Origin of the sequence: Spiractinospora alimapuensis, from assembly GCF_018437505.1 — a bacterium.
Lineage (GTDB): Bacteria > Actinomycetota > Actinomycetes > Streptosporangiales > Streptosporangiaceae > Spiractinospora > Spiractinospora alimapuensis.
On sequence record NZ_CP072467.1, the window covers coordinates 5,602,650 to 5,629,457 of the forward strand.

The following is a 26,808-nucleotide window of genomic DNA, read 5'->3' on the forward strand; positions in this document are numbered from 1 at the left end:
GGGCGCGAATAACGTAAAGTTAGGGAGCGTAATCCACAGATTTCCCTCGCGCTGCCGCGCGCGTCGCGGCAGCGCTTTCAAGTGCATCGGGTGACCATGACTGACGACTCACGGCGCGGCCGAACCAACCCATCCGGCCGGGGCGACGGACCGCGATCCGGTGGGACTGGCCGCGGCCGCGGTGACAGCGGCGCGTCGGGCGATCAGGGGCATCGGCGCGGTCGGCCCGATGGGGACAAGGGCGGACGCGGCGGCCGGGACGGCCGCCGGGGCGGCGGTCCCGCCTCGCGTGGGGGGCGCGGTGGTGACCGCCAAGGGCGACGGGACCACCAGCGTCCCGACACCGAGCGGCGGGCCAAGGACCCCGACCAGCCGCCGGTCCCCGAGAGCGTCACCGCGCAGGAACTCGACGCGGAGATCCGTCAGGAACTCATCACCCTGCCCAAGACCCTGGCCGACCACATCGCCCGTCACCTGGTGATGGTCGGCACCTACCTGGACGAGGACCCCGAGCGCGCGCACCTGCACGCCGTCTACGCGCGCAAGAAGGCGTCCCGGGTCGGAGCCGTGCGCGAGGCGTCCGGCCTCGCCGCATACCGCGTCGGCAACTGGCAGGAGGCCCTGGCGGACCTGCGGGCCGCACGCCGTATGTCCGGACGCGACAACCTGCGCGCCGTGATGGCGGACTGCGAGCGCGGCCTGGGCCGTCCCGAGCGGGCGCTCGAACTGGTTCACTCCGCCGAGCTCGCGAACCGCCCCGACGAGGAACGCGTCGAGTTGCGCATCGTCGCGGCGGGCGCACGCCGGGACCTGGGCGAACCCGAGGCGGCACTGGTCGAGCTCAACGGCCCGGAACTCCAGGAACGCCGCGCCCGCCCCTGGGCCGCGCGCCTGTTCTACGTCTACGCCGACGTCCTGCTCGAGCTCGGTCGGGACAAGGACGCACGCGAGTTCTTCGCGAAGGCCTCCGCCGTGGACGCCGAAGGCGTCACCGACGCCGACGAACGCCTCGCCGAACTCGAGGGTCTCCACATCGTCGAAAGCGATGGCGACATCACCTGGACCGACGCCGAAGCCCCCGACGCCTGAGGCCCGAGCGAACGAACCGGGCGTCCCTCGCCGTCCGCGTTCGTCGCGATTCGCGTTTCCCCGGTTGACCACCGCCGTGGTTGAGGACCGCACCATCCTGCGTGGTGGCAGGGGTCGCCGGGTGCGGCGTGTTGGGAGAGCGGTGTCTCTGTCCGCTCCGTCCACGCTCATGGCGCCCCACGCAGGGCGTCACCCACGGGGCGATGGCGAGGGTGCGCCATCCGGTGTCGGTGCTGGCCGCTGTTCGTGGTGCTCGTGCTTCGTGTGTTCCCCGGTCGACCACGCCGGGCACGGCGGTCCTGCGTCGCCTGGCCGGCAACCTGAGGTGCGTCGCGTCGCCCGTACCCGGTCGTCGTGCCGTGGTGGGGCTGTATGTGCCCGCTTGAGGTAGACGTCGCCGTGTGGGTCGTGGTGTGTTCGTGGGGCGGTGTCTCTGGTCGCGTCCGCCGACGTTCGTCGTGCCGCACGCAGGGCGTCACCCACGGGGCGATGGCGAGGGTGCGCCATCCGGTATCGGTGCCGGGACACCGACGTTCGAGGTGGTCGTGCTTCGCCCGGCAGTCCTCCGCGGTGCCACCGGACCGGGGTACGGGCGCCATCCAGGGGCACACAGTGCGCGTCCTCCGTCCCCACGGCCGACGCGCCTCGCACGGCTGTCACCGTCGTGTGGGAGCCATGGTGTTGGAGGCAGGGATCGTCATCCTCCGTCGAGGACGCGGTGGAGCTCCGTTTCCCGCCCACCCGTCGCCGTCTCCCTCGGAGGGAAGCCTCGTCGTGGCCAGGTGTCGGCGCGGTGGGGCCCATGGCGTTTCGCGTGCGCCCCACCCACGGCGCGGAGTGCGCGTGCCACGGGTGGCCGATCCCGGTCGGCGCGCGGACGACCTCGGCGGGGGCTTCTCGTCCGCGGCCGCAACGGTGGCGAGTGGTGGTTCCGGCAGGGTGGAGCCCTCGTGTGGTGCCGAACCCGGGGCGTACTCAGCGCGCGACGTCCGGACGATGGGGCCCGGACGTGCGGGAGCCGCTACGCGCGGCGGGCTTGTCAGTGGGCGGAGAGCTGGTTCATGAGGTGTTCTCCCTCGGAGACGCTCCAGTACTCGACGAACCGCCCGTCGCGCACGCGGAGGATGTCGTGGCCGTGGAACTCCACGGGGGTACCCGCGGGGGCGGTGACTCCGGGGATCGCGTGGTCCCCGCCGGCGTAGGTGCCGCGACCCGCCCAGCGGGCGGCGACGAGGGTGTCGTCGATGACGGGGCCGACCACCGGTGTGAAGGTCAACGGAGCGAAGGGGAGTCGCCCCTCGCGGATGGTCGCGGCCAGGGCCTCGGGGCCTCGGACGGACGCCGGGCGTCCGGGCCAGTGGCCGACGAAGTCCGGGGTGACGAGTTCGGCGGCGATGTGCTCCAGGGTGTCGAGGTCACCGTTCCAGAGATCCGCCAACCAACGCCGGTAGAGTTCCGCATTAGTACCTGTGTTCGACATGTCGACACGGTATCACCGGGGCACTGTCGGCAGCGGGTCAGTCGAGGTCGCGGCGCAGTTCCACCTCGGTGATTCTCGGCCGGTAGCCAAGCCAGCGGTTCACCGCGAGCATGGGATCGTTGGTGGAGTCGTTGCCGGTGGTCGCCTCGCGTATGCCACGGTCCCGTGCCGCGTGCAGCGACACGGCCTTGACGTACTTGGCGTAGCCGCGACCACGGAACGCGCGCCGTACGCCGGTGAGGCCGGACCGGTAGCGGTGGCCGTCCACGAACGCCGTGGTGTGTCCCGCCGGGACGTCGCCGCTGAACACGACCAGACTCAGCTCGGGGTCCAGTGCGGGGTGATCCTTCCATCGCTCCCGCCACTCCTCGTAGCCGAATCCCGCGGTGCCGGATCCCGGCTCGTCGGAACTCGCCTCCAGGTCCAGTTCCCAGACGGTGCGTGAGACGGCGCCGACCTGTGCGAACGGGCGGACCTCCAGACCCTCGGGTCGGTCGGGGACCGGCGGCAACTCCTCGCGGAGATCCAACCACTGCTGGGACGCGGTGCGCTGGCGCCGATAGCCCCGGGCCTCGGCCCACGCGGCCGACGCGGCCTCCACCCACAGCTCCACCGTGCGCACACCCTGGGAGCGCAGATGGTCCTCGGCGGCTTCGAGGAGCCGAGTGCCGGCGCCCATCGCCCGGTGGGCGGGGTCGACGGCGAGGTCGATCACGCCCAGGGTGTCGGAGTCGGACTCCCAGTCGTGTTGGGCACGGACGAACCCGAGGACGTCGCCTCCGTCCGCGGCGACGAGGGCCGTCTGCCGTGCCACCGCCGGGGTGGACTCCACGCTCCACCGGATGACCTCCGGCGTGGAGACGAAGTGCGGAGCCACCACGGTCGCGATGGCGCTGACGAGCGTGCAGTCGTCCGGTGTCCAGGAACGAATGGAGTAGGCCATCGACGGACCGTAGTGGAGTCCCGACATGGTGGTCCACCGATTTTCCCGGGGCGAGGCCCTCAGTCGTGGTCGGTGACCTCCAGACGCACGCGCTTGTTGGCCTTGCCCTTGGACTCGGTCTTCGTCACGACCACGCGTCGCACCTCGGCCGTGCTGACGACGTGGGTTCCGCCGTCGGCCTGTTTGTCCAGCCCAACGATGTCGATCACTCGTAGCGGGTCGATCTCCCTCGGGATGAGGTTCGCCGCGGTGCGGATGAGGGCGGGGTCGCTGTCGGCGTCGTCGCGGCCCACGAAGTCCACGACGATCTCGCGCGCCCGCTCGATCTCGTCGTTGATGCGGCGTTCGAGGAGCGAGCCGAACTCGGTGGTGATTCCCTCCAGTGGGAAGTCCAGGCGCCCCTTCCCGGGCTCCATGTTGCCGCCCGTCACGGGAAGCTGGAACTCGCTCCAGAGCACGCCGCAGAGGATGTGCAGGGCGGTGTGGGTCCGCATCGTCAGGTGGCGTCGCGGCCAGTCGATGGACCCGGCGACCTCGGTGCCGACCGTGGGCACCTCGGGAGCGTCCACCCAGTGCCACAGGTGTTCCCCGTCCCGCTTGACCTTGGTGACGGGGGCCGATCCGCCGTCCCAGCGCAGGGTTCCGACGTCGTGCGGTTGCCCACCGCCCCCGGGAAAGAAGGCCGTGCGCGCCAACGCGACCCGCCCCTGGTCGTGGTCGGCCGCCACGACGGTCGCGTCGAAGTCGGCGAGGTAGGCGTCCACGGCGAACAGCTCGGTGCGTGCCAGCTCGGCCGGTGCGTTGCGTGTGGTGTGACCCGGGACTCCCATGGTGTGCTCCCTCACAGGTGACGGTGTGGCGGAAGCCTACCGAGGCCGGAGGGTCGTGGTGAGCGGCGTCGCCCGATCCCATCGTGGGAGTGCGGTACCTACCGCCAATAGTTTTGTACTTTCCGATACAGAATGGGGTAGGCTGCGACACATGGCGAGACCACGAACGTTCGACGAAGACGCCGTCCTGGACGCGGCGGCCGACGAGTTCCGAGTCCACGGATTCGCGGATACGTCGACCGAGCGGCTCTGCGTCGCGACCGGGGTGCGTCGGAGCAGCCTGTACAACGCCTTCGTCTCCAAGGAGGAGCTGTTCGTGCGCGCTCTGGAGCGTTACACGAGGACCACCCGTCAACGCCAGGCCGAGGCCCTCGAGGTCGACGGTAGCGGGGGGGACCGCGTTCGCGCGCTGGTCGAGCTCGTGCTCAACGAGGAGCGGATCGCCGCGCGCGACGGACACGCGGCGGGTTGCATGGTCGTCCACACGTTGATGTCGCCCGAGGTGAGGGAGCGGGACCCACGCGTCGCCCGAATCCTGGACGACGATGTCGAGCGACGCCTCGGTGCGATCGCCGACGCCCTCAGGATTGGTCAGAGTGACGGCTCGGTGCGCGCCGACGTCGACCCGCGCGAGGGTGCGCTCCTGCTGACGACCCTCATCGCGGGCTTGCGGGTCACGGCCCAGGCGGGCACCGACCCCGAGGTGCTCCAGCGCGTGGCCGAGAGCGGCCTCGGGGCCCTCCTGTCCTGACTTGACGAGACATCCCCACGGCGGGTCCCGTTCGCATGCCCTTGTTTTGGATCACAAAATACAAATCGATCTCTGGAGTCCCTGTGCCCCGATCGGTATATGCCCTCGCGTTGGGCGTCTTCACAGTGGTGACGAGCGAGTTCGCGGTCGCCGGACTAATGCCCCAGCTGGCCGTCGGCCTCGAGACGACGGTGTCGGAGATCGGGTACCTGGTCGCGGTCTTCGCCCTGGCGATGGCCGTGGGCGGGCCACCGATCGCCGGCGCGATGCTCCGTCTGTCAGGCCGGACCTCGCTCTTGATACTGCTCGGGGGGTTCATCCTCGGCAATCTGGTCGCGGCGGTCGCCACCGACTACTGGGTGATGGTGCTGGCGCGTCTCGTCACCGGGGCCTCGTCGGGCGCGTTCTTCGGCGTGGCCGTGACGCTCGCCGGCACATTGGTTCCCGTCGGCCAGCGAGTGCGCGCGATCGGGACGACGATGCAGGGCCTGATGCTAGGCACGACGCTCGGGTTGCCGTTCGCCACGTGGCTCGGCGGGCAGTGGGGGTGGCGGTGGGCGTTCGGGGCGATCGTCCTGCTCGCGGTGAGCGTGGCTCTGGTCATCCTTCGGCTCGTTCCTCGCGTGGCGACGAACGCCGGCGGCTCGATGCGTGGCGAACTCGGCGTCTTCCGGTCGGTTCGACTCTGGGGCACGCTGACGACGTCCACGCTGGTGATCGCGGCGACGTTCGCGGCGTTCTCCTACTTCACTCCGGTGCTCAACGACGTGACCGGCATGCCGCTGAGCTCAGTCCCCTGGCTCCTCATGATGTACGGAGGGGCGACCGTGCTGGGCAACGCCGTCGTGGCGCGTCTCGCGTCGGGGAACCCACTGCTCGTCCTGGCCGCCGGGATCTCCCTGAACGCGGCGTTCCTGACGGTGTTCGCGGTCGCTGCGGGCACACCATGGCTGGCGATCCCCGCGATGATGGGGATCGGATTGGTCGGCGTCACCATGAACCCGGCGCTGGTCAATCGGGTGCATCGTGGGGAACGCCGGAACGCTCGTCAACACCGTGCACGGATCCATGATCACCCTTGGCGTGATGCTCGGGTCCACGGTGGGCGGAGTCGGCATCGAGGTCGCCGGCCTGCGGGCTCCGTTGTGGATCGGTGTGGGCCTGGCGGTCCTCGCGCTCGTCACGCTCATCCCGGACCGGCGCCCCCGCGCCGTCGGTACCGTCCCAGGGCCGGTGTCCACCGACGCCAACGGACACCCAGACGCCGCAGGGGAGGGTCGCGTGCGCTGACCGCGACCGGGCCATGGCGGGGACGCGGTCCGACGGGCCGGTCGGTTACAGGGCCAGTTTGAGGCCCTCGTGCGTGGCGGTGTAGCCCAGGCGGTCGTAGAACCGTCGCGCGTCGACGCGGGTCTTGTCCGTCGTCAGTTGGGCGAGTGTGGCGCCGTTGCGGCGTCCGAAGTCGTGGGCCCAGTCGAAGAGCCGCGATCCCAGGCCTGTTCCCCGGGCCGTGCTGGCCAGGCGCACCGCCTCGATCTGCAGGCGGGTCGCACCGCCCCGGGACAATCCGGGGATCAGGGTGAGCTGCATCGTTCCGGCCAGTGCACCGTAGGCGTCGCGGACGACAGCGAGGAACTGGTTGGGGTCTTGGTCGATGGCCTGGAACGCCCGTTCATAGGCGCTGGAGTCCGCGTTCTCGCGTCCCGCTCCGAGCACGTCGTCCCGGAGCAGAGCGACCAAGGAGGTCACGTCCTCGGCGGTGGCGCGCCGCACGGTGAACTCGTCGCCGTTGACATCGATAACGTCCATCCCGTCATTCTTCCTGGTCGTCCTCGCGCGTCGGGCATCCGGGTGCGGGCACGACGACGTGGGTTCGACCTTCGCCATGGGCGTCCACCGCGGGGTTGTGTCCCTCCAGGTAGTGACTCAGCGCCGCGGAGGCGCGCAGGCGACTGCGGCTTCGGGTGTCCAGTTCCTGTTCGCGTTTGGCGAGTTCCGCCCGGACGCGTTCCGGATTCCCGGTGGCGCGCAGCTCCGCGACGATCGCCCGGACGATCGGTAGTGGGTAGTCGGCGCGCCGCAGCAGGGCGACCACGCGCGCCAGACGTTGTTCCCTGGCGTCGAACATCCGGTAGCGGTTCTGTGGTGTGCGGACCGGTCGGAGTAGACCGTGGTACTCCCACAACCGCAGCGCCGACGTCCGCACGCCGGTCACCGCCGCGACCTCGCCGATACGCGCGGGCCGGCCGCTGTGCACCGGGCCCAGCTCAGGGTCGACCACGAGGACGTCCAGCGCGCTGAGCACCTCGGCGATCTCGCGGCGCTCCTCGTGCAACGCCGCGTGGCTCTGGTCCAGCAGGGACAGCGCCGTGGCGACGTCGCCGGCGTGGACCGCCCGCATGATTCCCGGGGTCCGTGTCCAGCCGTGCCCCTCCAACATGGTGCGGACCAGGGTGATGGCCTCGGCGTGGTGAGCGGTGAACAGGCGGTAGCCGGTGGGGGTGCGTTCCACGGCGGGGAGCAGGCCCAGCGCCACGTAGTTGCGTACCTGTTGGGTGGAGATCCCGGCCCGGCGCGCGAGATCCACGGTCCGTAAACGTCGACCCCGCGCCGCGCCGTCGTGAGCATGGTCCACTGACACGCACCCGATGCTACAACCTCGCGTCCTAGTTGAGACTTCTGACCCCGGACGGAAGCTCGACCAGTGACAGCGGACGAAAAAGTCTTAATGGGACGTTCAATGAGAGAATTGAATCATCCCCGACCATTCCGTCGTCAGACGATCATGCCTGGAGGACGTGTGTCCGAGTACTCGACATCGGCAGAACCAACCAGTGACACCACGCCAGGCGACGTCCGCGCCCCCGCGGACCGACACGACGTGATCCACGTCCGTGGCGCCAGGGAGAACAACCTCACCGGAGTCGACGTGGACATCCCCAAGCGCCGCCTGACGGTGTTCACGGGGGTCTCCGGGTCCGGAAAGTCGTCGCTGGTGTTCGGCACGGTCGCCGCGGAGTCGCGTCGCCTCATCAACGAGACCTACACCGCGTTCCTGCAGTCCTTCATGCCGGCGATGGGCCGTCCCGACGTCGACGACCTGCGCAACCTCAGTCCCGCGATCATCGTCGACCAGGAGCCCATGGGCACCAACTCCCGGTCGACGGTCGGTACCGTCACCGACGCGTCCGCCATGCTGCGGATCCTGTTCAGTCGCCTCTCCACCCCGTCGGTCGGGTCCGCCAGCGCCTTCAGCTTCAACACCGCGGAGGGTATGTGTCCCGACTGTGAGGGACTGGGACAGATCCGCACCATCGACGTCGCGCAGGCGGTCGACACCGACCTCAGCCTGAACCAGGGCGCCATCAAGGTCCCTGGATACGGCGTCGGGTCGTGGTACTGGCAGATCTACATCGCCTCGGGGTTGTACGACCCGGACAAGCCGCTGCGGGACTTCACGCCGCAGGAGTGGGACGACCTCCTGTACAAGCCGACCACCAAGCTCCCGGTGCCGGAGGGGGCCGGAGTGGGAACCAGCACGATGACCTACGACGGTCTCGTCCCCAAGATCCAGCGCACCTACCTGGCCAAGGACCGTGACTCGATGAAGGGGCAGATCGCGGAGTTCGTGGACCGCGCGGTCACCTACGGGACCTGCCCGGCCTGCGACGGGACCCGGCTCAACGCCGCGGCGCGCACCGCCACCGTCGAGGGGCGCACGATCGGGGAGTGCTCCTCGGAGCAGGTCAGCGACCTGCTGGACTTCGTGCGCTCCCTCGACGCGCCCTCCGTCGGGCCGCTGCTGGCGAACCTGACCGACACGCTGGACTCACTGGTCGAGATCGGGTTGGGATACCTCAGTTTGGACCGGGTCTCCTCCACGCTCTCGGGCGGCGAGGCACAGCGCGTCCGCATGGTGCGCCACCTGGGATCAAGCCTCACCGACATCACCTACGTCTTCGACGAGCCCACGGTCGGTCTGCACCCCCACGACATCCAGCGCATGAACGACCTGCTCCTGCGGCTCCGGGACAAGGGCAACACTGTGCTGGTGGTGGAGCACAAGCCGGACGTCGTCGCGATCGCCGACCATGTGGTGGACATGGGTCCGGGCGCGGGGACCAGCGGAGGGCAGATCTGCTACGCGGGCGACGTGCCGGGACTGCGCGCGTCGGGGACACTCACCGGCCGCTACCTCGACCACCGGACGGCGCTACGGGAGAGCACCCGCCACCCGTCCCGCTGGCTGGAGATCCGTGGCGCGAACCAGCACAACCTGCGCGACGTCGACGTCGACATCCCCCTGGGGGCCCTCACCGTGGTGACCGGAGTCGCGGGATCGGGGAAGAGCACCCTGATCCACGGAGCGCTTCCCGGGCGGGACGGGGTGGTGGTCGCCGACCAGTCCGCGATCCGTGGCTCACGTCGGAGCAACCCCGCCACCTACACCGGTCTCCTCGCCCCGATCCGCACCGCGTTCGCGAAGGCCAACGGCGTCTCCGCCTCCCTGTTCAGTGCCAACTCGGCTGGAGCGTGCCCCACCTGCGGCGGGATCGGCCTCGTGTACACGGACCTGGCGATGATGGCGGGCGTGGCGTCGGTCTGCGAGGACTGTGAGGGGCGCCGGTTCACCCCGGAGGTCCTTGGCTACACCCTGCGCGGCCGGAACATCAGCGAGGTCCTGGAGATGCCCGTCGCCGAGGCCCGGGACTTCCTGACCACCGGGGGAGCGCGTCGGATCCTGGACCGCCTGTACGACGTCGGGCTCAGCTACCTGCGCCTCGGCCAGCCCCTCAACACGTTGTCCGGTGGTGAGCGGCAACGCCTGAAGCTCGCGATCCACATGGCCGAACAGGGCGCCGTCTACGTCCTGGACGAGCCCACCACGGGGCTACACCTGGCCGACGTGGACAAGCTGTTGGGACTCATGGACCGGATCGTCGACTCGGGGAACACGGCGGTGGTCATCGAGCACCATCCGGCCGTGATGGCGCACGCCGACTGGATCATCGACCTCGGGCCCGGCGGGGGACACTCCGGCGGGCAGGTGGTCTTCACCGGAACACCGGCGGAACTGGTGGCGAAGGCGGACACTCTCACCGCCACGCACCTACGGGCCTACTGCGAGGGGCTCTCCGCCACGGCGTCGGCGCCACGTGAGGAGATGCGGGCCAGATAGGTCGCTGGGACGGCGGTGCGCCGTTCCGGCCACGGGGGAGTGGGCGGCGGCCCAGCGGGGGCTGGGCCGCCGTCGTGGTCGCGAAGGTGGCACCGGGAGACCGATCCGGGCGGAACCGCCTCCGTCGGCCTTCGTCAGGACTCCGCCCAGCGCTCGACGCGTTCGGCCAGGATCGGCAACGGCACCGCGCCCTCGGCCAGGACCACGTCGTGGAAGTCGGCGATGTCGAACCGCGCGCCGCGGACCTGTCGCGCGTTCTCCCTCAGGCGGAGGATCTCCCGGCGCCCCATCATGTACGCCAACGCCTGCCCAGGCCACGCGACGTAGCGGTCGACCTCCGCCGCCGCGAGTTCGAGCGTGGCGGGGCTGTTGTCGACGAGATACTGGATGGCGCGTGCGCGTGACCATCCGAAGTGGTGCAGTCCCGTGTCGACGACCACCCGACAGGCACGCACCGAGTTCTCCGACAGCATGCCGAGTCTGGTCAGGTCACTGGTGTACAGCCCCATCTCGTCGGCCAACACCTCGGCGTAGAGCCCCCACCCCTCCACGTAGGGGGTGACGTTGCCGAACCTGCGGAACTCCGGGAGGGCGAGGAGTTCCTCCGCGAGAGCAACCTGAAGATGGTGGCCGGGGATGACCTCGTGGAACGCCACGGCTTCGGCGTTGTGGCGGTGGGTGACCGGCCCGTGGGTGTTGATCCAGTAGACGCCGGGACCGTCCGTGGCGCCGCCGGGCTGGTACATCGCGACGCTGTGCCCCCGGGACTCGATCTCGGAGAACTCGCGAATCGTGTAGGGGCGTCGCGGCAGGTGCCGGAACCACGCCGGAGCCGCGGCCTCGGCGCGCTCCACGGCTCGGCTCGCCGCGGTGACCGCCTCCTCCCGAGGGTCGAACACAAGGTCCGGGTCCTCGCGGAGTCGCGTGAAGATCTCGGTCAGGTCGGTGGTGCCCAGGGCGCTGCGGGCCAGGGCGCGGTACTGGTCCGCGAGGTCGGCGACACACTCCAGACCGATCTCGTGGATGGTCTCCGCTGGTGTGTCGAGGGTGGTGTGGTGGCGAACGGCCTCGGCGTAGATGTGGTCTCCACCGTCGAGGTGGGCGAGACCGCACCGTTCGTCCGGGCGCGCGGCGGGCAGGAGCTCCGAGTCGAGTGTCTCGGCCAGGCGCGCGATCGCCGGGCGGACCTCCTCGCTCAGGATTCGGCTCAGGGATTCGCGTTGCGCGGGTGACGCCGGGCTCTCCTCGGCGTCGATCGGTTCCAGGAGAGGGTCGGCGTCGAGGTCCATCGCGAGGTAGTCGTGGATCTGGGTGATGGAGGCCCGAATACCCGTGGCGTAGGGAGTCCGGCCCCGCCGCAGGCCCGCTCGGAGTCGCTCGGCGCACGCGTCCAGGAACCGGCCGAGCTGGGCGGTTCGCTCCAGGTACGCGTTGGCGCCCTCCCGGTCGGTGACGCGGGCCTTCGGCACGAGTTCGAGGACCTGGCTCTGCGGCCCGAACTCGAACGTGGTCGCGGTGTACTCGGGGGAGCGCCAGAGCAGCGTCTCGATCTCGGTGTCGATGGACCGTTCCACCATGCGGCGGGTGATGTCGTCGGACGGGGACAGAGGCGCGTCCGCGAGTTCCGTGACGCGGTGCCGGAGCGCACGATAGGTGGCCAGGAGTCGCTCCTCACCCGCCTCAGTGCGATCGGGGACCTCCGCGTCGTAGCCCGGGATCCCGCCCAGGGTCGCGTGGAACGGTTCGGCCCGTTGCTGGGCAGCGAAGAAGTCAGTGGCGATCGCGGCGAGTTCCTGGTCGGACACGCTGGGCCTCCGGGGTGGTCGTCGACCGACCCCTCCCTGGGGCCGGTTCCGGTGGGAGGCTACGCCGATGAGGAGCGGATCTCGAGCGGATTATTGGCGGACGTCCCCGTCCCGCTCCGCTCGCTGTTGGGCGGCCAGCCGGTCCAGCCAGTGCCAGATACCCGCGGTGTTGGGTTCCGGGCCGGAGAGGATGTCCAGCACCTCGCGGGTGCGTTCGTCGGCGGGCTCGGCGGGTTCCTGGTAGCGCGACGTCACGCGTTCCCGCACCAGCGCCACGGCGTGGTCGAGGTCGCCGGGTCCGGAGTGGGCCTCACGCACGGTCTCCACCCAGTGATGTAGTTCCTCCCGCGCGAGGTCCAGCAGCCGCCCCGTGTCCCGCGAGGCCGCGAAGTGGGAGAACATGAGCCGCCGGGGCGCGATGTCGGAGAGGAGGTCGAACGTGGCGCGAGCGGCGTCCAGGTCGAAGTCCGGTGGTGGCGTCGCCGGGTGTACCTCGCCGGTGCGGGCGTCGTAGATCCCGAGCGCGTCGCCCACGTACAGGTCGCCGTTCTGGGAGTCCACCAGACCGATGTGGTGTTTGGCGTGCCCCGGCGTGAAGTGGGTGGCGAGCTCCCGGCCCCCGCCCAGGTCGATCGAACCGCGTTCGCCGACGGCCTGGATCCGGGCCGGGTCGGTTGGGACGAGGTCACCGAAGAGCGTGTCGAACGCCGCGCCGAAGACCTGGCGGGCGCTGCGGATCAACCGCTCAGGCTGGGCGAGGTGTCGTGCCCCGTTCTCGTGCACCACGATCGTGGCGTTGGGAAACATCGCCGCGATGTCGCCGGTGCCACCCGCGTGGTCGAGGTGGATGTGCGTGACGGCGACGGTCGCCAGGTCCTCCGGAGCGACGCCCAGTGCCGCCACCCGGTCCCGGAGGAGTGGCGCCGACCCGGCCGCCCCGACTTCCACCAGGCACGGCTTCTCCGCGCGGATCAGATAGCTGGAGGTGATTCCGGGGCATCCGGCCATCCGCGTGTCGATCGCGTACACCTCGTCGCCGAGGTCCACCGTTTCGGTGGTGTCCGTGCTGGGTCGGTCGTTCGCAGTCATGGGCTCGGCTCCGTCCGGTCTGGCAGCTCCCGCCGCACATTATCCACAGCGCGGCCGTCCGGTGTTGGGAGCGGGCGCCGTTTCGACGATCCTGGCCGGAGACCCCCGTTCCCCACCAGCTCACCGCCGAGGTACCCCGAACAACCACAGAGCGACGAGGAGCACGAGACGAGATGACGAGTCCCACCACACACCGCAACTCCGTCGTCATCGCCGGCAGGATCACCGCCGAGCCGGCGCTGCGTGAGCTGTCCTCCGGTCACACCCTGGCGCGGTGGCGTGTCGCCGTGACCCGCCCCGTCGCGGACCAGCGGGGTCGGGTCAAGACCGACGCGGTCACCTGCGTCACCTTCGACCCCTCGATCCACGACTCCTTGCGGGAGTGGCGGTTGGGCGACGTGGTGGAGGTGTCGGGCGCCCTCCGCCGTCGGTTCTGGCGCGCCGAGTCCGGCCCGGTCAGCACCTTCGAGGTCGAGGCGCGCAGCGTGTCCTGGCTGGCTGCCGGCTCCACCGCGTCGGTCAAACGTGCTTCCCGGCCGAGCTGACGTCCCCTTGCGGTGAGCACAGACCGTGCGGGTGCGGCGCCACCGCCCTACGGCCGCACCCGCACCTGGCCGCACGACCTGAGCCCACTCCAGTGGCTGGCGCGTGCATGCGTCGTGGCGTTCAACGGATCCCCGCAATCTGGAGGTCAACTACCTGGTACTCCGAATGGCAGGAAGCCTTGCCTCGAAGCACTCGGAAAGTTGCAGCGGCCAGAGTAGACATGGCTGTTCCGTGCTGCTATATTTCTTGTCGTAGCCACCGAGCAACACGGCTACACCATCGGATCCGTCCGGTGGTGAGCAGGACGGCCCGACCGGCGCACGGTTGTGCAGCGTCGGGGGTCGGTTGGACCGGCAGCCCGCCCGTTCGGGGGATGCCGCGCAGGAAGCGAAGCAGGACGGCTCGCCGGTGGTACACGTGCTTGAGGACACCGGGAGCCGGTAGGACAGCAGTACGGCAGTTGAGCAGTATTCGCAGGACCGGCGTCCCGCCAGGACGGGGGAGGCCGGAGCAGGAGAGTAGAGCGCAGTAAGGCTCAACCGGCACAGGGTTGTACAGCATTGGGTGCCGGTTGGACCGTAGTCGAAGCAGTGCACGAAGTGAGGAACGAGAGGAGCAGATGCCATCAGGATCGCCCGGGCGAATGAACGTTCCGCTCGGGTACCGCAGGGCCCTCGTTTGAAAGAAGGTGGTCCCCGGTCACACAACCGCGATCCGTGCGCTCCCGCCCCAGTTTTGTTGCGGGAGGCGCAAGACCGGCAGCAGCCGGTAGGTGGCATTGAACTCTCGGGCCCCAGCGCCATACGGCGCTGGGGCCCTCGACGTGCGTTCAGGAACAGAAAGTCACGCACTTGACCCACCCCGAAACCGGTGACCGATTCGACGATGAGGACTACCCCGCCTACACCGTGGGTGCGGCGGCGGAGATGGTCGGCGCTACGCCGGCGTTCCTGCGCGCCCTGGGCGAGGCCAAGCTGATCGAGCCCTTGAGATCGGAGGGCGGACACCGCCGCTACTCCCGCTACCAGCTCAGGATCGCCGCGCGAGCACGTGACCTCGTGGACGAGGGAACACCGATCGAGGCCGCGTGCCGGATCATCATCCTGGAGGACCAACTGGAGGAGGCCCACCGCCTCAACGCGGAGCTGCGCGCCGACGAGTCGTCCTAGGAAGTCGCCGACAAAGAAGATCGTCGGGCCGACGATCCAAATTTCGCCCCGTTGTCGCGCCGGTCAGAGGTGCCCGATCACCAGTCGAGAGGGCGCAGGGCCGCCGTGACCGAGGAGCGTTCCGGGGCGGTGGTCGACATCCACGCGGCCGCGCAGAGGGCGCGCAGCGCGTCGATCCGGTCGCCCTGCCCGCGCAGCCGCAGACCGGAGTCGACGACCCAGCCGCCGCACCGTACCTCGTCGTCGGTTCGCTCCGGCGCGGGGTGCGGCTGGTTGAGTCCGGAGAGGTCCTCGGAAACGTAGGTGGGGCGCCATGGTTCGGGGGCGAGAACCAGGTCGGCGGGCGTCGTCACGCCGGTGAGGACGAGGAGGCTGTCGGCGCCGCGACGGTTCGCCCCCTCGATGTCGGTGTCCAGGCGGTCACCGATCACGAGTGGACGACGGGCCTCGGTGCGCAGGATCGCCTCGTCGTGCAGTGGTGGCTCGGGCTTGCCCGCGACGACGGGCTCCTGCCCGGTCGCGTGCGCGACCACACGGAGGAACGAGCCGTTACCGGGTCGCGGTCCGTCGGACGCGGGAACCGTGGAATCGGCGTTCGTGGCCACGAAGAGCGCTCCGGCGTGGACCGCGGCGGCGGCCTCGGAGATCACGTCGTAGCTCACCCGTGGCGAGTAGCCCTGCACGACGGCGACGGGCCGATCGGTCAGCCGAGTCACCGGGCGTAGTCCCCACTCCCGCAGCCCCACGCGCAGCCCGGTGTCCCCGACGACCAGTACGGCGGCACCGCGTCCGAACCGGTCGGCGATCAGTCGCGCCGCCGCCTGGGGCGATGTCACGACGTCCTCGGGGGTCGCGGGAACGCCCCGGCGGGTCAGCAGCTCGGCCACCGCAGCCGGCGTCCGGGAGGCGTTGTTGGTGACGAACGCGGCCCGCATCCCCGACACTCGGGCCTTCGAGATCGCCTCGGCCGCCCCCGCGACGGCGGTGGACCCGATGTAGACGACCCCGTCCAGGTCGAACAGGGCGGTGTCGTAGGCGGTGTCGAGGCTTTGGGAACTGAGCTGCGGAGTCATCGAGCCCCAGCTTAGGGGAGCTCCGTCGGGCGGCTACCGGTACTGGGGTGTGCGCCTCGCCTCAGACGCTGAGCTCACAGGAGCTTTCGCAGGCGGAGCATGTCGGGGATGCTCGCCTTGACCTTGGCGCGGCCGGAGAGGACGGCCGCGGCGAACCCCAGTCGTTCGTCGGCGAGCTTCACGAGGTCGTCGCTGCTGATGGTGATACGGACCTGGGCGCGCCCGTTCGACGTGCTGTCTCGGACGTCGACCAGCCCACCGTGGGTGAGCCGGAAGTCGAATCCGGCGTCGAGATCGCTCAGACGGAGGGTGACGGACCGTTCGACGATGTGTTCGCGCCGCTTCTCTTCGTCGATTTCACTGAGTCGTTCACCGATCCGGTCGATCGCCGCCCGGCACTGCGGGATACTGGCCATGGACCAATGATGCCCCAGGGCAGGAGCGGCGTGATCACCTCGCCCGGGTGTGGTGGGTCGCACCGCGGCGCTCTGTCGCGGGAGGACACAGGTCGGAGAGGGGACGAATTGACGTCGGTCGTCGATGTGGTGCGCACGTATATGGACGCCGCGAGCGGTCTCACCCGCCTGACGCGCCAACGCGCGGTCGTCGCGGCGAAGACTCTGCTCAAGGTGGAGGACCGCTACACCGCGGACGCGGCGCCGCGTGAGGCCGCGCCGGAGGAGACAACGCGGGGCAGCGTCGGGGCGGGGATCCAGTCGTTGGCCTCGGAGCTCGTCGCGACCAGCGCGGCGAACCGGGAGGCGCTGGGCGAACTCGTCGCGGTCGAGATGGACCGGGTGCTGAGCGAGGCGGGCTACGTGCGTCGTGAGGAGCACGATCGCCTGCTGCGCCGCGTCGCCGATCTCGAGCGTCGACTGGCCGCGTTCCCCTCCTCCGTCGCCACCGCGGTCTCCCGCGAGGCCGCGCCCGGGCAGCGGGACACGCGCGGTGACAGCGGGGAGTCCGGGGTTCCCGCGCCGCGAGAACCGGCGACGGAGGCCGAGCCCGCCGCCACGGGGGCCGCGGACGCCGAGAGCGCGTCGCCCGCGATGTCTGGCAGTGAGCGGGGCAAGGCCGAGGAACCGGCGCCGGACCAAAGCACGTCCACGAGTGAGTCAGTACCGGACGCGGAAACGGACACCGGCACGCCCGAGGAGTCCAGCGGCGCGGCGGACACCGACTCCGCGACCGACGCCGACGCCCCGGCCGGCGGCTCCGGCGGACGAGCGCGGTCCGGTGCCAAGACCACCACGAAGGCGGCCGGACGGACCCGGTCCACCAAGTCGACCGCCAAGAAGTCCTCCGGCAAGACGGGCAAGTCCAAATGAGCGCGGCGGAGCCCGGTCAGGACGAGGCCGAGGAGGTGCGGGCCGGTGTGGAACGACGTCTCTCCGCGCTGGCCGAGACGGAGGTCGACGAGCACGTCGCCGTGTTCGACCAGGTCCGTGCTGATCTGTCCGACGCCCTTCAGGGGCTCACGGAGGATGGGAGATAGGACGTGGCCCAGCGGCGACGTCTGGACGTCGAGCTCGTCCGTCGTGGTTTCGCGCGTTCACGTGGCGACGCCGACGAACTCATCAACACCGGCCGGGTCCGGGTTGGGGGCGTCGTCGCGACCAAGGCGGCACGGCAGGTGACGGGGGATGAGTCGGTCGCGGTCTCGGAGGCGGAGTCTGAACCGACCTACGTCTCCCGCGGCGCGAAGAAGCTCCTCGGCGCGCTCGCGGCCTTCGACGTCACGGTCGAGGGACGCGACGCCCTGGACGCGGGAGCGTCCACCGGCGGGTTCACCGATGTACTGCTTCGGCGTGGGGCGCGACGCGTCCTCGCGGTGGACGTCGGCTACGGGCAGCTCGCCTGGTCGCTGCGGACCGACGAGCGCGTCGTGGTCCTGGAGCGGCAGAACGTGCGAGAGCTCTCGCCGGACATCCTGCCGGACCCGCCGGCCGACCTCGTTGTCGCCGATCTCTCCTTCATCTCGTTGCGTCTGGTCCTGCCGGCACTGCGTCGCGTGACCGCTCCCGAGGCGGACTTTCTGCTCATGGTGAAGCCCCAGTTCGAGGTGGGGCGGGAGCGTGTGGGGTCCGGTGGAGTCGTCCGCGACGCGGAGACCAGGGCCGACGCGGTGCGTGAGGTGGCCGCGGCCGCCGCCGCCGAGGGGCTCGGCGTCGCCGGGGTCGCGGCAAGCCCCCTGCCTGGACCGTCGGGCAATGTTGAATACTTCCTCTGGCTGCGGCAGGACGCGGCGGGGTTGCTCGAGGACGTCCTGTCCCGCGCGGTCGCCGAAGGACCACAGTGAGCCGCGGTTAATCTGGGGGCGGACCGCCTCAGTTCGACGGAGAGAGTTGGCGTGAGCACCACGAGCGGCACGGAAGCGTCCCCTGCGCAGCGACGGGTGCTGCTGCTCGTGCACACGGGCCGGGCCGAGGCGGTGCGAAGCGCGGAGTTGGCGCACCGCAAGCTCACCGACGCGGGCATGCGGGTGTGCATGCTGGACCACGAGCACGCGGAGTTCGCCCGCTCCGGAGTGTCCCTGGATCCGATCGAGGTCGTGGAGGCGGGGGACGACGCCGCCAAAGGGGTGGAACTCATCCTGGTGCTCGGCGGGGACGGAACCCTGCTGCGCGGGGCCGAGCTGGCCCGACCGGCGGGCGCCCCCCTGCTGGGCGTCAACCTCGGCCACGTGGGGTTCCTCGCCGAGGCCGAACGCAAGGACCTGGCGACGACGGTGCGCGCGGTGGTGAACCGTGACTACGCCGTCGAGGAGCGGATGACGCTGGACGTCGCCGTCTACAACGGTGGTCGCGCCGACGCCCAACCCCCGATCCGTGGGTGGGCGTTGAACGACGCGACGTTGGAGAAGGCCGCGAGTCCACGCATGCTGGAGATGGTGCTCGAGGTAGACGGGCGTCCCCTCTCCCGGTGGGGATGTGATGGTGTGGTGTGCGCCACACCGACGGGGTCGACGGCGCACGCCTTCTCGGCGGGTGGACCGATCGTGTGGCCGGAGGTTGAGGCCCTGCTGGTGGTGCCGTTGAGCGCCCACGCCCTGTTCGCCCGTCCCCTTGTGGTATCCGAGAATCGGACGGTCGCGCTGGAGGTACTGCCTGGGACGACCAATGGCGTGCTCTGGTGCGATGGACGCCGTATGGTCGAATTGCCGGCCGGGGCACGAATCGAGGTTTCACGCGGTGCCCTGCCGGTGCGGTTGGCTCGCCTCCAGTTGGCGGCGTTCACGGACCGGTTGGTGGCGAAGTTCGAGCTGCCCGTGACCGGTTGGCGCGGGCGCAACGAGCACGCCGACGGCGTGTGAGTCTCGGGCGGCCACCGGTCGAGGAATTGACCGCGGCAACGCAGGGCGGGAGAGAGTCGGTGCTGGAAGAGGTCCGCATCCAAGGTCTGGGTGTGATCGAGGACGCGGTTCTGGAACTATCACCGGGACTGACAGTGGTGACCGGCGAGACCGGTGCCGGAAAGACGATGGTCGTCACCGGGCTCGGGCTCCTGTTCGGGGGGCGCGCCGATCCTCGGCGGGTCCGCCCGGGCGCGGAGCGCGCCGTGGTGGAGGGACGGATCGAGGTGTCACCTCAAGGGCGGGTGGCCGAACGCGTCGTCGACGCCGGAGGGCAGCTCGACGAGGACGTGGTGATCCTCAACCGGTCGATCTCGACGGAGGGGCGCTCCCGGGCCGCCCTCGGCGGTCGCTCGGTACCGGTCAGCGTGCTGGGGGTGCTCGCCGACGACCTGGTGGCGGTGCACGGCCAGTCCGACCAACACCGTCTGCTGCGAACCGACCGTCAGCGCGAGGCGTTGGACCGCTACGCGGGTCCGTCCCTGCGCACCGTGGCCTCCTCCTACGCCTCCGCCTACCGCCGCTTCGGCGAGGTGCGGGCGGAGCTCGAGGAGCTGACGGAGCGTGCCCAGGAACGGGAACTCGAGGCGGATCGACTCCGGTTCGGGGTCAACGAGATCACCGAGGCGGACCCCCGTCCGGGCGAGGACACCGAGCTGCTGCACGAGGAGAACCGCCTCGCCCACGCCGACGCCCTGCGCCTCGCCGCGTCGACCGCCCACGAGGCCCTCGCCGGTGACCCCGCCGGCGACGTCGAGGTCGACGTCATGGCTCTGCTGTCGACCGCGCGTCAGGCACTCGGAGGTGTCTCCGAACATGACAGCGCGCTCCAGGCGCTCGCCGACCGCCTGGAGGAAGTCACCTACGTGGTGACCGACACCGCGACCGAACTCGCCTCCTACACCGAGTCGGTCGAGGCCGACCCCGCACGCCTCGCCGTCGTGCAGGAACGCCGGTCCCAACTGACCGGACTCGCCCGTAAGTACGGCGAGACGACCGACGAGATGCTGGCCTGGGCCGAGGACGCGGCCAAGCGCCTCGAGGAGCTCGGCGGCGACGACGAGCGGATCGAGTCGCTGCGGGCGGAGCTCGAGCAGGTCCACGCCACGCTCGAGGAACTCGCCGACTCCATGACCCGGCTACGTGGGGACGCGGCACACCGCTTCGGCGCGGACGTCACCGACGAACTCAAGTCCCTCGCCATGCCGCACGCCAGCGTCACCGTGCGCGTCACCACAGGGGAGGAGTTCGGTCCGCACGGTCGGGACGAGGTGGAGATCCTCCTCGCCCCACACCCCAGCGCCCCGCCGCTTCCGCTGAACAAGGGAGCGTCCGGCGGCGAGCTGTCCCGGGTGATGCTCGCGATCGAGGTCGTCTTCGCCGGCAGTGACCCGGTGCCCACCTTCGTCTTCGACGAGGTCGACGCGGGCGTCGGCGGCAAGGCCGCGGTGGAGATCGGACGCCGCCTGGCCCGCCTCGCAGCCAACGCGCAGGTCATCGTCGTCACCCACCTTCCGCAGGTCGCCGCGTTCGCCGACGCCCACCTCGTCGTGGAGAAGTCCCACGACGGCCTGGTGACGGAGAGCGGTGTCCGGTCGATGGACCGCGAGGGCCGCCTGCGCGAACTCGCCCGAATGCTCGCGGGCCTGGAGGACTCCGAACTCGGCCGAGCCCACGCCGAGGAGCTCCTCGCGGTCGCCGACCAGGAACGCACCCAGCACCGCGACGGCTAGGTCGTGTTTTTTGAACGGGTGAGGTCGCGGAGCCAGATCCGGATGGAGGCGATTTGCGTGGTTCCGTCGTAGATCGCGGCGCGTTTGTCGTATCTGGTCGCGACTGCTCGGTTTTGTTTGAGTAGGTTGATGGATTGTTCGACGGTGTTGCGGTTTCGGTAGGTGTCCCGGTCGAAGGTCGGGGGTCTGCCGCCTTTGGCTCCTTTGCGTTTGCGGTTGGCGCTTTGGTCGTGGGGTTGGGCGATGGTCGCCCGGATGCCTCGTCTGCGCAGGTGGGCCCGGATCGCTGATGAGGAGTAGGCCTTGTCGGCCAGCAGACGGTCTGGGCGAGTTCGCGGGCGGCCGGCGCCGCGCGGCAGCCGTAGCGCGGCCATCAGCGGCTCGAACATGCGGGTGTCACCGCGCTGGCCGGGGCTGGTGGCCAGGGCCAAGGGGCGGCGACGGTTGTCGGCGATCAGGTGAATCTTGGTGGTCAGTCCTCCCCGGGAGCGTCCCAGTGCTTCGGACCCGTCCGGTTCGTTCCGGGCCGCTCCCCCTTTTTTGTGGCGCCGGCGGCGTGGTGGTGGGCGCGCACGGTGGTGGAGTCGATGCCGACCTCGAGGGCCTCACCGGTGGCGGCGTCGATACGCAGCCGTTCGGCGATCCTGTCCCAGGTCCCGTCCAGTGACCAGCGGCGGTGCCGCCCGGCAGCGGTCTCCCAGGGCCCGTACCGCTCGGGCAGATCCCGCCAGGGGATCCCGGTGCGGGTTCTGAACAGGATCGCGTTGATGACCTTGCGGTGGTCGGCCCACCGCTTTCCTTTGTGGGGGTGGGCGGGCATGAGCGGGGCGAGCAAAGCCCATTCCTCGTCGGTGAGTTCATGGCGTCGAACCATGCCACCCAACACTTCCAGACCACCCACCCACCCCGCAGACCCTCCAAAAAACACGACCTAGGTTGTGTTTTGTGGTTCGGCTGTGGTTGTTGGTCGCGTGCTGTTAGTGATGGGTGTGTGGTTCGACGACACGAGATCACTGACCAAGCCTGGGAACACGTCCGACCGCTGCTTCCCATCAATCAGGGCCGAGGTGGGCGCTGGCACGATCATCGCAGGATGCTCAATGGCATGATCTACAAACTCGCTACCGGGTGTCCGTGGCGTGACCTGCCCGAACGCTACGGGCCTTGGCAAAGTGTCTACGGCCGTTACCGGCGCTGGGCCAACGACGGCACCATCAAGGCAATCCTTGAACACGTCCATGTCCGCCACGACGCCGTCGGCCGCATCGAATGGGAGGTCAGCATCGATTCCACCACCGTGCGGGCCCACCAACACGCGGCCGGGGCACGAAAAAAGGGACCGAGCACCGAACAAAGCAGGACCAAGCCCTCGGACGCTCCCGAGGCGGACTGACCACCAAAAGCCACCTGGCCACCGACGGGCGCGGACTCCCCCTGGCCATGGTCATCACCACGGGCAACACCAACGACTCCACAGTCTTCGCCCAGCTCATGAACACCATCCGCGTGCCCCGCCCCGGCCCAGGACGACCCCGCACCCGCCCCGAACGCGTCATCGCGGACAAGGCCTACTCCTCCAAAGCGATCCGACAGCTACTACGCAACCGCCGGATCGCCTGCACCATCCCCCAACGCAGCGACCAAAAAGCATGGCGACACCAACGAGGCTCCTACGGCGGACGCCCACCCGCCTTCGACCGCAGCGCCTACAAACGCCGTAACCTCGTCGAACGCTGCATCGCCAAACTCAAGCACTACCGAGCCATCGCAACCCGCTACGACAAACACGCCACCCACTACCAAGCCGGAATCACACTCATCAGCGCCCTACTCTGGCTCAACCACAACCCACAAAACACAACCTAGGTGTTCTGTCCTGTGAGGTTGGTGACGCGGGTGGTGGGTGGGCCGTTGATGGCGGTGTGGAAGCGGTGGTGATTGTAGTGGTGCAGCCATCCGGTGAATGCGTGGCGGCGTTGGGTCTCTGAGGTGTAGGGGCGGGCGTAGGCCCATTCGTCGGTCAGGGTGCGGTGGAAGCGTTCGACCTTGCCGTTGGTTTGGGGCCGGTAGGGGCGGGTGCGCTTGTGTGCGATCTGGGTCTGGGTCAGCGTTTCGCGCCACAGACCGGATCTGTAGCAGGACCCGTTGTCGGTCAGGACCCGCTCCACGGTGATGCCCACCGAGGCGAAGTAGGCCGCTGCGCGCTGCCAGAAGGCGGTGGCGGTCTCTTTGCGTTCGTCGGCCAGGATTTCGGTGTAGGCCAGGCGGGAGTGGTCGTCCAGGGCGGTGTGCAGGTAGCTGTGGCCGATCACCGGGGACCCGTTGCGTCGGGCGGTGGTGGCTGCCTGCTTGTTGCGTACTCCCGCGTGGCGGCCCACTGCGCGGTGGCCGCCGCCGTCGGGGATGGAGCCGAGTTTTTTGACGTCGACATGGACCAGTTCGCCGGGGCGGGCGCGTTCGTAGCGGCGCACGGTGCGGCCGGTGGCGCGGTCCAGGTGGGCCAGGCGAGCGCAGCCGTGGCGTGTGAGGATGCGGTGGACGGTAGAGGCGGGCATGTGCAGGTGCCCGGCGATACGGGCCGGTCCCCACTGGTTGAGGTGGCGGAGTTTGATGACGCGGCGCTGACGGCGGATGGAGGTGCGCCGGGGCGAGCGGGCGGGACGGCTGGAGGCATCGGTCATGGCGGCTGGGCCGCCGGTGCGGTAGCGCGCGGCCCAGCGCTGGGCGGTGGTGGCCGAGACCTGGAAGCGTTCAGCGGCCCGGCGCAGCGGCCATCCGTCCTCGACAATGCAGCGGGCCAATGCCAGGCGGCCAGCCGGTGCGAGCTTGGCGTTGGGATGGGTAGCGTGAGGCATCGAGGGCCTTCCGGTCCGGTGATGATGTCGCAATCCCCATCGATACCGGAGGCCCTCTTCGTATGCATCACGCGGGGTGGGTGTTACCAACCTCCATGGTCAGTACACCTAGGGCGCTGACGGGGGTTGTTTATCGCGTCAGAGCAGGTGGATGCGCACCCCCACCGGATGGATGTGGGCAACCCTGACGGGGGTGGCCGGCGCGGGGATGCCAATGTGACACGCCCACGCTTACGGTAATCATCGCAGGTCAGGTCGGAATCTGACAGCATCGCGAGCTGTGAAGGTACCAGCCGTCCTCGCAGCGCGGCTGCCGAGGATGCGCCGGAAGCCGAGCGAACCGGACCCGGCGAGCGGGATCGTGCGGTTGGACCAGCGGACCAAGAACCTCACCAAACGCCTGCGGCCCGGCGACATCGCCGTCATCGACCATGTGGACCTCGACCTCGTGAGCGCGGAGTCCCTGGTCGCGTGTGGCGTCAGCGCGGTCCTCAACGTGGCTCGCGGGATCAGCGGGCGCTATCCGAACCGAGGGCCCCAGGTGTTGGTCGAGGCTGGGATCACGGTCGTGGACGACGTGCCGCCCGACGTGTTCACCCTGGTCCAGGAGGGGGAACGGCTCTCGGTTCGTGACGGCGGGCTACTCCGGGACGGCGTCCTCGTGTGCCAGGGGACACCGCAGGACACGGAGTCGGTCGCGGCCGCGATGGCGGAGGCGCGCGCCGGGAGTGTCGGCGCAGTTGGAGTCCTTCGCGCTGAACACCATGGAGTACATCCGCCGTGAACGCGATCTGCTCGTCGACGACGCCCGCGTGCCCGACGTCGCCACCCACATCCGAGGGCGTCACGCGCTCATCGTCGTTCGCGGGTACCACTACCGGGAGGACCTCGCCGCGCTGCGCCCCTACATCCGGGAGTTCCGCCCCGCCATCCTCGGAGTGGACGGCGGAGCCGACGCCTTGGTCGACGCCGGGTACCGACCCGATCTCATCATCGGTGACTTCGACTCGATCTCCGACGCCACGCTGACCTGCGGCGCGGAACTCGTCGTGCACGCCTACCCCGACGGGCGCGCCCCCGGCCTGGAACGGATCCACGACCTCGGCCACGGCGCCACGGTGTTCCCTGTGCTCGGTACCAGTGAGGACGCCGCCATGCTGCTCGCCGACGGCCACGGCGCCGCTCTGATCGTCACGGTCGGCACGCACGCCACCCTGGCGGAGTTCCTGGACAAGGGCCGGTCCGGGATGTCCAGCACCTTCCTGACCCGGCTGCGCGTCGGCGGGAAACTCGTGGACGCGAAGGGGGTGAGTCGGCTCTACCGGAGTCGTATCTCCCCCTGGTCCCTACTGGGGCTCGTCGCCGCCGCCCTCGTCGCGATCGTCGCCGGCGCGTTCAGCTCACCCGCGGGCCAGTTCTACATGACCCGAATCGCCGCCCAGTGGGAAGTGTTCTACTACTGGCTGACGGGACTGTTCACGTGATCGACTTTCGGTATCACCTGGTCTCCCTCGTCGGCGTCTTTCTCGCCCTGACGGTCGGCATCGTGTTGGGCAGCACCATGCTGCAGGATCCCCTGCTCGACCGGCTCAACGCCGACGCCGCGCAGATGCGGGACGAGGCCGAGGAGCTACGCGCGGAGAAGGACGCCGCCGACCGGCGCTACGCCGGCGTCACCGCACTCGTCGCGGCCTGGTCCGGCGACATGGTGGCCGACCAACTGGACGACGAACGCGTCGTCATCGTCGAGGCGCCGGGAGTGGACGCGACCACCCGCGACCAACTGGCCGATCAGGTCACCGCCGCCGGTGCGACGATGACGGGTCGCGTCTCGTTCACCGAGCGCTACCTCGACCCGGCGGAGGCGCCCCACGTTCGCGACCTCACCGACGACCTCGTGAGCGAGCCTGAGCTCGATTCCCCCGAACTCCCCTCGGGCGGTGCCTACGAGCGGGCGGCCGTCCTGCTGGCATCCGTCCTGTTGACGGCGCCCGAGGACGCCGACGAGCGTTCCGCCCGGGAAACCGTCCTGGACGGCTTCCACGACGGTGGCCTGCTCGGCTACGGAGGCCAACCCGCCCGGGGCGCCGACCTCGCGCTCTTCCTCGGTCCCGAGGGGATGGGAACACCAGCGGACTCCACGAATCCCGACGACCCCGACGCGGGATACGCCCCCATTCTCGCCCTGGCGGAGGCCGCGGACGCGACCGGAGACGGCACGGTGATCGCCGGCGCTCCCGAATCCGCCCAGGAATCCGGTCTCGTGGCCCACGCCCGTGCCGCCGGCGACGCCATCACCACCGTCGACATCGCGGGCGATCCCGCCGGCGACATCGTCACCGTGTACGCCCTGGCCGGCGCGGCCCACGGGAACGTCGGCCACTACGGCATCGGCCCCGGCAGTGACGACTACCTCCCCGACCCCGTCCCCCCGGCCCCCGACGAGGAGGACGACGAGTGATCGCCACGTCCGGAGCCGCGCGGGGCCACGCTCCCGCGTCGTCGCCCCACACCTTCCCCGCGGGGGCACCTGGTCGGGAGACCTCGGCCCGCGGGGCTCCTCGCCGCGGTGCCGGATACGTCGGTGCCGCGCGGGGAATGATGAGGATCGGTCCGACCCCCTCGCACCGGGCTGGCGGAGAGGGTGTGGGGGAAGCCGGATGGGCGACATGGGCGACACGTGGAGGCGCGGCACGACCGAGGCGCCGTCCGCACCTCCTGGACACGCGGAGGGGGACGTTCGGGGATCAGCCCCGCTGCGGGAGAGCGCCGTGAACGCCCTGACGGGTGCGGCGGGCGCTCGGTGGCGCGACCGGCCCACGACGGCGACGATCACCGATCAACCGGCCGGAGAGCCGGAGCGTGGTCCGCTGACGACCGGCGCGGCCTGTCGCCTCGCTCGCTCAGGCGGCGC

23 protein-coding genes and 2 pseudogenes are annotated in these 26,808 nt (G+C 70.0%); 14 read left to right on the forward strand and 11 right to left on the reverse strand.

What is annotated here, in order from left to right; all coding sequences use genetic code 11:
• The first annotated feature begins 96 nt into the window (after window positions 1-96).
• On the forward strand, window positions 97-1,089 hold the full coding sequence (locus J4H86_RS25975) for a tetratricopeptide repeat protein (RefSeq protein WP_236540934.1): 993 nt from the start codon (window positions 97-99) through the stop codon (window positions 1,087-1,089).
• A 1,039-nt stretch (window positions 1,090-2,128) separates the two neighbouring features.
• Here the strand turns inward: J4H86_RS25975 and J4H86_RS25980 are convergent.
• Genes J4H86_RS25980 through J4H86_RS25990 form a run of 3 tightly spaced genes read right to left on the reverse strand, consistent with a single transcriptional unit; the run spans window position 2,129 to window position 4,342 of the window.
• Window positions 2,129-2,569 carry an ester cyclase gene (locus J4H86_RS25980; protein ID WP_236540935.1) on the reverse strand — a complete coding sequence of 147 codons (441 nt, stop codon included), beginning with the start codon at window positions 2,567-2,569 and terminating at the stop codon, window positions 2,129-2,131.
• Between the two features lie 37 nt (window positions 2,570-2,606).
• The gene (locus J4H86_RS25985) at window positions 2,607-3,512 is read right to left on the reverse strand and encodes a GNAT family N-acetyltransferase (protein WP_236540936.1); all 906 of its coding nucleotides are present in this window, start codon (window positions 3,510-3,512) and stop codon (window positions 2,607-2,609) included.
• Between the two features lie 59 nt (window positions 3,513-3,571).
• Window positions 3,572-4,342, reverse strand: a complete 771-nt coding sequence (locus J4H86_RS25990) for an alanyl-tRNA editing protein (RefSeq protein WP_236540937.1) — start codon at window positions 4,340-4,342, stop codon at window positions 3,572-3,574.
• 151 nt (window positions 4,343-4,493) lie between these two features.
• Here J4H86_RS25990 and J4H86_RS25995 point away from each other — a divergent pair, with 151 nt between their 5' ends.
• Both J4H86_RS25995 and J4H86_RS26000 read left to right on the forward strand, forming a co-directional pair.
• Entirely contained in the window at window positions 4,494-5,093 is a 600-nt protein-coding gene (locus tag J4H86_RS25995) for a TetR/AcrR family transcriptional regulator (protein WP_236540938.1), read from the forward strand.
• A gap of 83 nt (window positions 5,094-5,176) precedes the next feature.
• Window positions 5,177-6,445: an MFS transporter gene (locus J4H86_RS26000; RefSeq protein ID WP_236540939.1), complete on the forward strand. Its 1,269-nt coding sequence runs from the start codon at window positions 5,177-5,179 to the stop codon at window positions 6,443-6,445.
• On the opposite strand, the gene J4H86_RS26005 is transcribed toward J4H86_RS26000, so the two are convergent.
• Together J4H86_RS26005 and J4H86_RS26010 are read right to left on the reverse strand one after the other, a co-directional pair.
• Window positions 6,429-6,902: a GNAT family N-acetyltransferase gene (locus J4H86_RS26005; RefSeq protein WP_236540940.1), complete on the reverse strand. Its 474-nt coding sequence runs from the start codon at window positions 6,900-6,902 to the stop codon at window positions 6,429-6,431. The genes J4H86_RS26000 and J4H86_RS26005 overlap by 17 nt on opposite strands.
• A 4-nt stretch (window positions 6,903-6,906) precedes the next feature.
• Window positions 6,907-7,680 carry a MerR family DNA-binding transcriptional regulator gene (locus J4H86_RS26010; RefSeq protein WP_236540941.1) on the reverse strand — a complete coding sequence of 258 codons (774 nt, stop codon included), beginning with the start codon at window positions 7,678-7,680 and terminating at the stop codon, window positions 6,907-6,909.
• Window positions 7,681-7,974: 294 nt separating this feature from the next.
• Here J4H86_RS26010 and J4H86_RS26015 point away from each other — a divergent pair, with 294 nt between their 5' ends.
• Window positions 7,975-10,272: an ATP-binding cassette domain-containing protein gene (locus J4H86_RS26015; protein WP_236544186.1), complete on the forward strand. Its 2,298-nt coding sequence runs from the start codon at window positions 7,975-7,977 to the stop codon at window positions 10,270-10,272.
• Window positions 10,273-10,406: 134 nt separating this feature from the next.
• Here the strand turns inward: J4H86_RS26015 and J4H86_RS26020 are convergent, their stop codons facing one another.
• Window positions 10,407-12,077: a DUF885 domain-containing protein gene (locus J4H86_RS26020; protein ID WP_236540942.1), complete on the reverse strand. Its 1,671-nt coding sequence runs from the start codon at window positions 12,075-12,077 to the stop codon at window positions 10,407-10,409.
• A gap of 90 nt (window positions 12,078-12,167) precedes the next feature.
• Entirely contained in the window at window positions 12,168-13,166 is a 999-nt protein-coding gene (locus J4H86_RS26025; protein WP_236540943.1) for an MBL fold metallo-hydrolase, read from the reverse strand.
• A gap of 173 nt (window positions 13,167-13,339) precedes the next feature.
• Here J4H86_RS26025 and J4H86_RS26030 point away from each other — a divergent pair, with 173 nt between their 5' ends.
• Complete coding sequence (locus tag J4H86_RS26030) at window positions 13,340-13,711, forward strand: single-stranded DNA-binding protein (RefSeq protein WP_236540944.1); 372 nt, start codon at window positions 13,340-13,342, stop codon at window positions 13,709-13,711.
• A gap of 852 nt (window positions 13,712-14,563) precedes the next feature.
• Window positions 14,564-14,881: a MerR family transcriptional regulator gene (locus tag J4H86_RS26035; protein ID WP_236540945.1), complete on the forward strand. Its 318-nt coding sequence runs from the start codon at window positions 14,564-14,566 to the stop codon at window positions 14,879-14,881.
• Window positions 14,882-14,958: 77 nt separating this feature from the next.
• Here J4H86_RS26035 and J4H86_RS26040 read toward each other — a convergent pair whose 3' ends face one another.
• The gene (locus J4H86_RS26040; protein ID WP_236540946.1) at window positions 14,959-15,954 is read right to left on the reverse strand and encodes an HAD-IIA family hydrolase; all 996 of its coding nucleotides are present in this window, start codon (window positions 15,952-15,954) and stop codon (window positions 14,959-14,961) included.
• A 74-nt stretch (window positions 15,955-16,028) separates the two neighbouring features.
• Window positions 16,029-16,370 (reverse strand): SCP2 sterol-binding domain-containing protein, encoded by a 342-nt coding sequence (locus tag J4H86_RS26045; protein WP_236540947.1) that lies wholly within the window; start codon window positions 16,368-16,370, stop codon window positions 16,029-16,031.
• Between the two features lie 141 nt (window positions 16,371-16,511).
• Here J4H86_RS26045 and J4H86_RS26050 point away from each other — a divergent pair, with 141 nt between their 5' ends.
• The 5 genes from J4H86_RS26050 to recN are packed head-to-tail and all read left to right on the forward strand — an operon-like array spanning window position 16,512 to window position 21,039.
• Window positions 16,512-17,282, forward strand: coding sequence for a hypothetical protein (locus tag J4H86_RS26050; RefSeq protein ID WP_236540948.1), 771 nt, complete (start codon window positions 16,512-16,514; stop codon window positions 17,280-17,282).
• The gene (locus tag J4H86_RS26055) at window positions 17,279-17,449 is read left to right on the forward strand and encodes a hypothetical protein (protein WP_236540949.1); all 171 of its coding nucleotides are present in this window, start codon (window positions 17,279-17,281) and stop codon (window positions 17,447-17,449) included. The genes J4H86_RS26050 and J4H86_RS26055 overlap by 4 nt, the downstream gene beginning before the upstream one ends.
• A gap of 3 nt (window positions 17,450-17,452) precedes the next feature.
• Entirely contained in the window at window positions 17,453-18,253 is an 801-nt protein-coding gene (locus J4H86_RS26060; RefSeq protein WP_236540950.1) for a TlyA family RNA methyltransferase, read from the forward strand.
• 51 nt (window positions 18,254-18,304) lie between these two features.
• Complete coding sequence (locus J4H86_RS26065) at window positions 18,305-19,267, forward strand: NAD kinase (RefSeq protein WP_236540951.1); 963 nt, start codon at window positions 18,305-18,307, stop codon at window positions 19,265-19,267.
• A 59-nt stretch (window positions 19,268-19,326) separates the two neighbouring features.
• Complete coding sequence (gene recN, locus J4H86_RS26070) at window positions 19,327-21,039, forward strand: DNA repair protein RecN (protein WP_236540952.1); 1,713 nt, start codon at window positions 19,327-19,329, stop codon at window positions 21,037-21,039.
• Here the strand turns inward: recN and J4H86_RS26075 are convergent.
• A pseudogene (locus J4H86_RS26075) lies at window positions 21,036-21,913 on the reverse strand (IS5 family transposase). The gene recN and the pseudogene J4H86_RS26075 sit on opposite strands and share 4 nt — an antisense overlap.
• Before the next feature lie 117 nt (window positions 21,914-22,030).
• On the opposite strand from J4H86_RS26075, the pseudogene J4H86_RS26080 reads away from it, so the two are divergent.
• Window positions 22,031-22,905: pseudogene (locus J4H86_RS26080) on the forward strand (IS5 family transposase).
• Here the strand turns inward: J4H86_RS26080 and J4H86_RS26085 are convergent.
• Window positions 22,902-23,894 carry an IS481 family transposase gene (locus tag J4H86_RS26085; RefSeq protein WP_236539480.1) on the reverse strand — a complete coding sequence of 331 codons (993 nt, stop codon included), beginning with the start codon at window positions 23,892-23,894 and terminating at the stop codon, window positions 22,902-22,904. The pseudogene J4H86_RS26080 and the gene J4H86_RS26085 sit on opposite strands and share 4 nt — an antisense overlap.
• A gap of 629 nt (window positions 23,895-24,523) precedes the next feature.
• Here J4H86_RS26085 and steA point away from each other — a divergent pair.
• Window positions 24,524-25,378 carry a putative cytokinetic ring protein SteA gene (gene steA, locus J4H86_RS26090; RefSeq protein ID WP_236540953.1) on the forward strand — a complete coding sequence of 285 codons (855 nt, stop codon included), beginning with the start codon at window positions 24,524-24,526 and terminating at the stop codon, window positions 25,376-25,378.
• On the forward strand, window positions 25,375-26,355 hold the full coding sequence (locus J4H86_RS26095) for a copper transporter (protein WP_236540954.1): 981 nt from the start codon (window positions 25,375-25,377) through the stop codon (window positions 26,353-26,355). The genes steA and J4H86_RS26095 overlap by 4 nt, the downstream gene beginning before the upstream one ends.
• The last annotated feature ends 453 nt before the right edge of the window (window positions 26,356-26,808 follow it).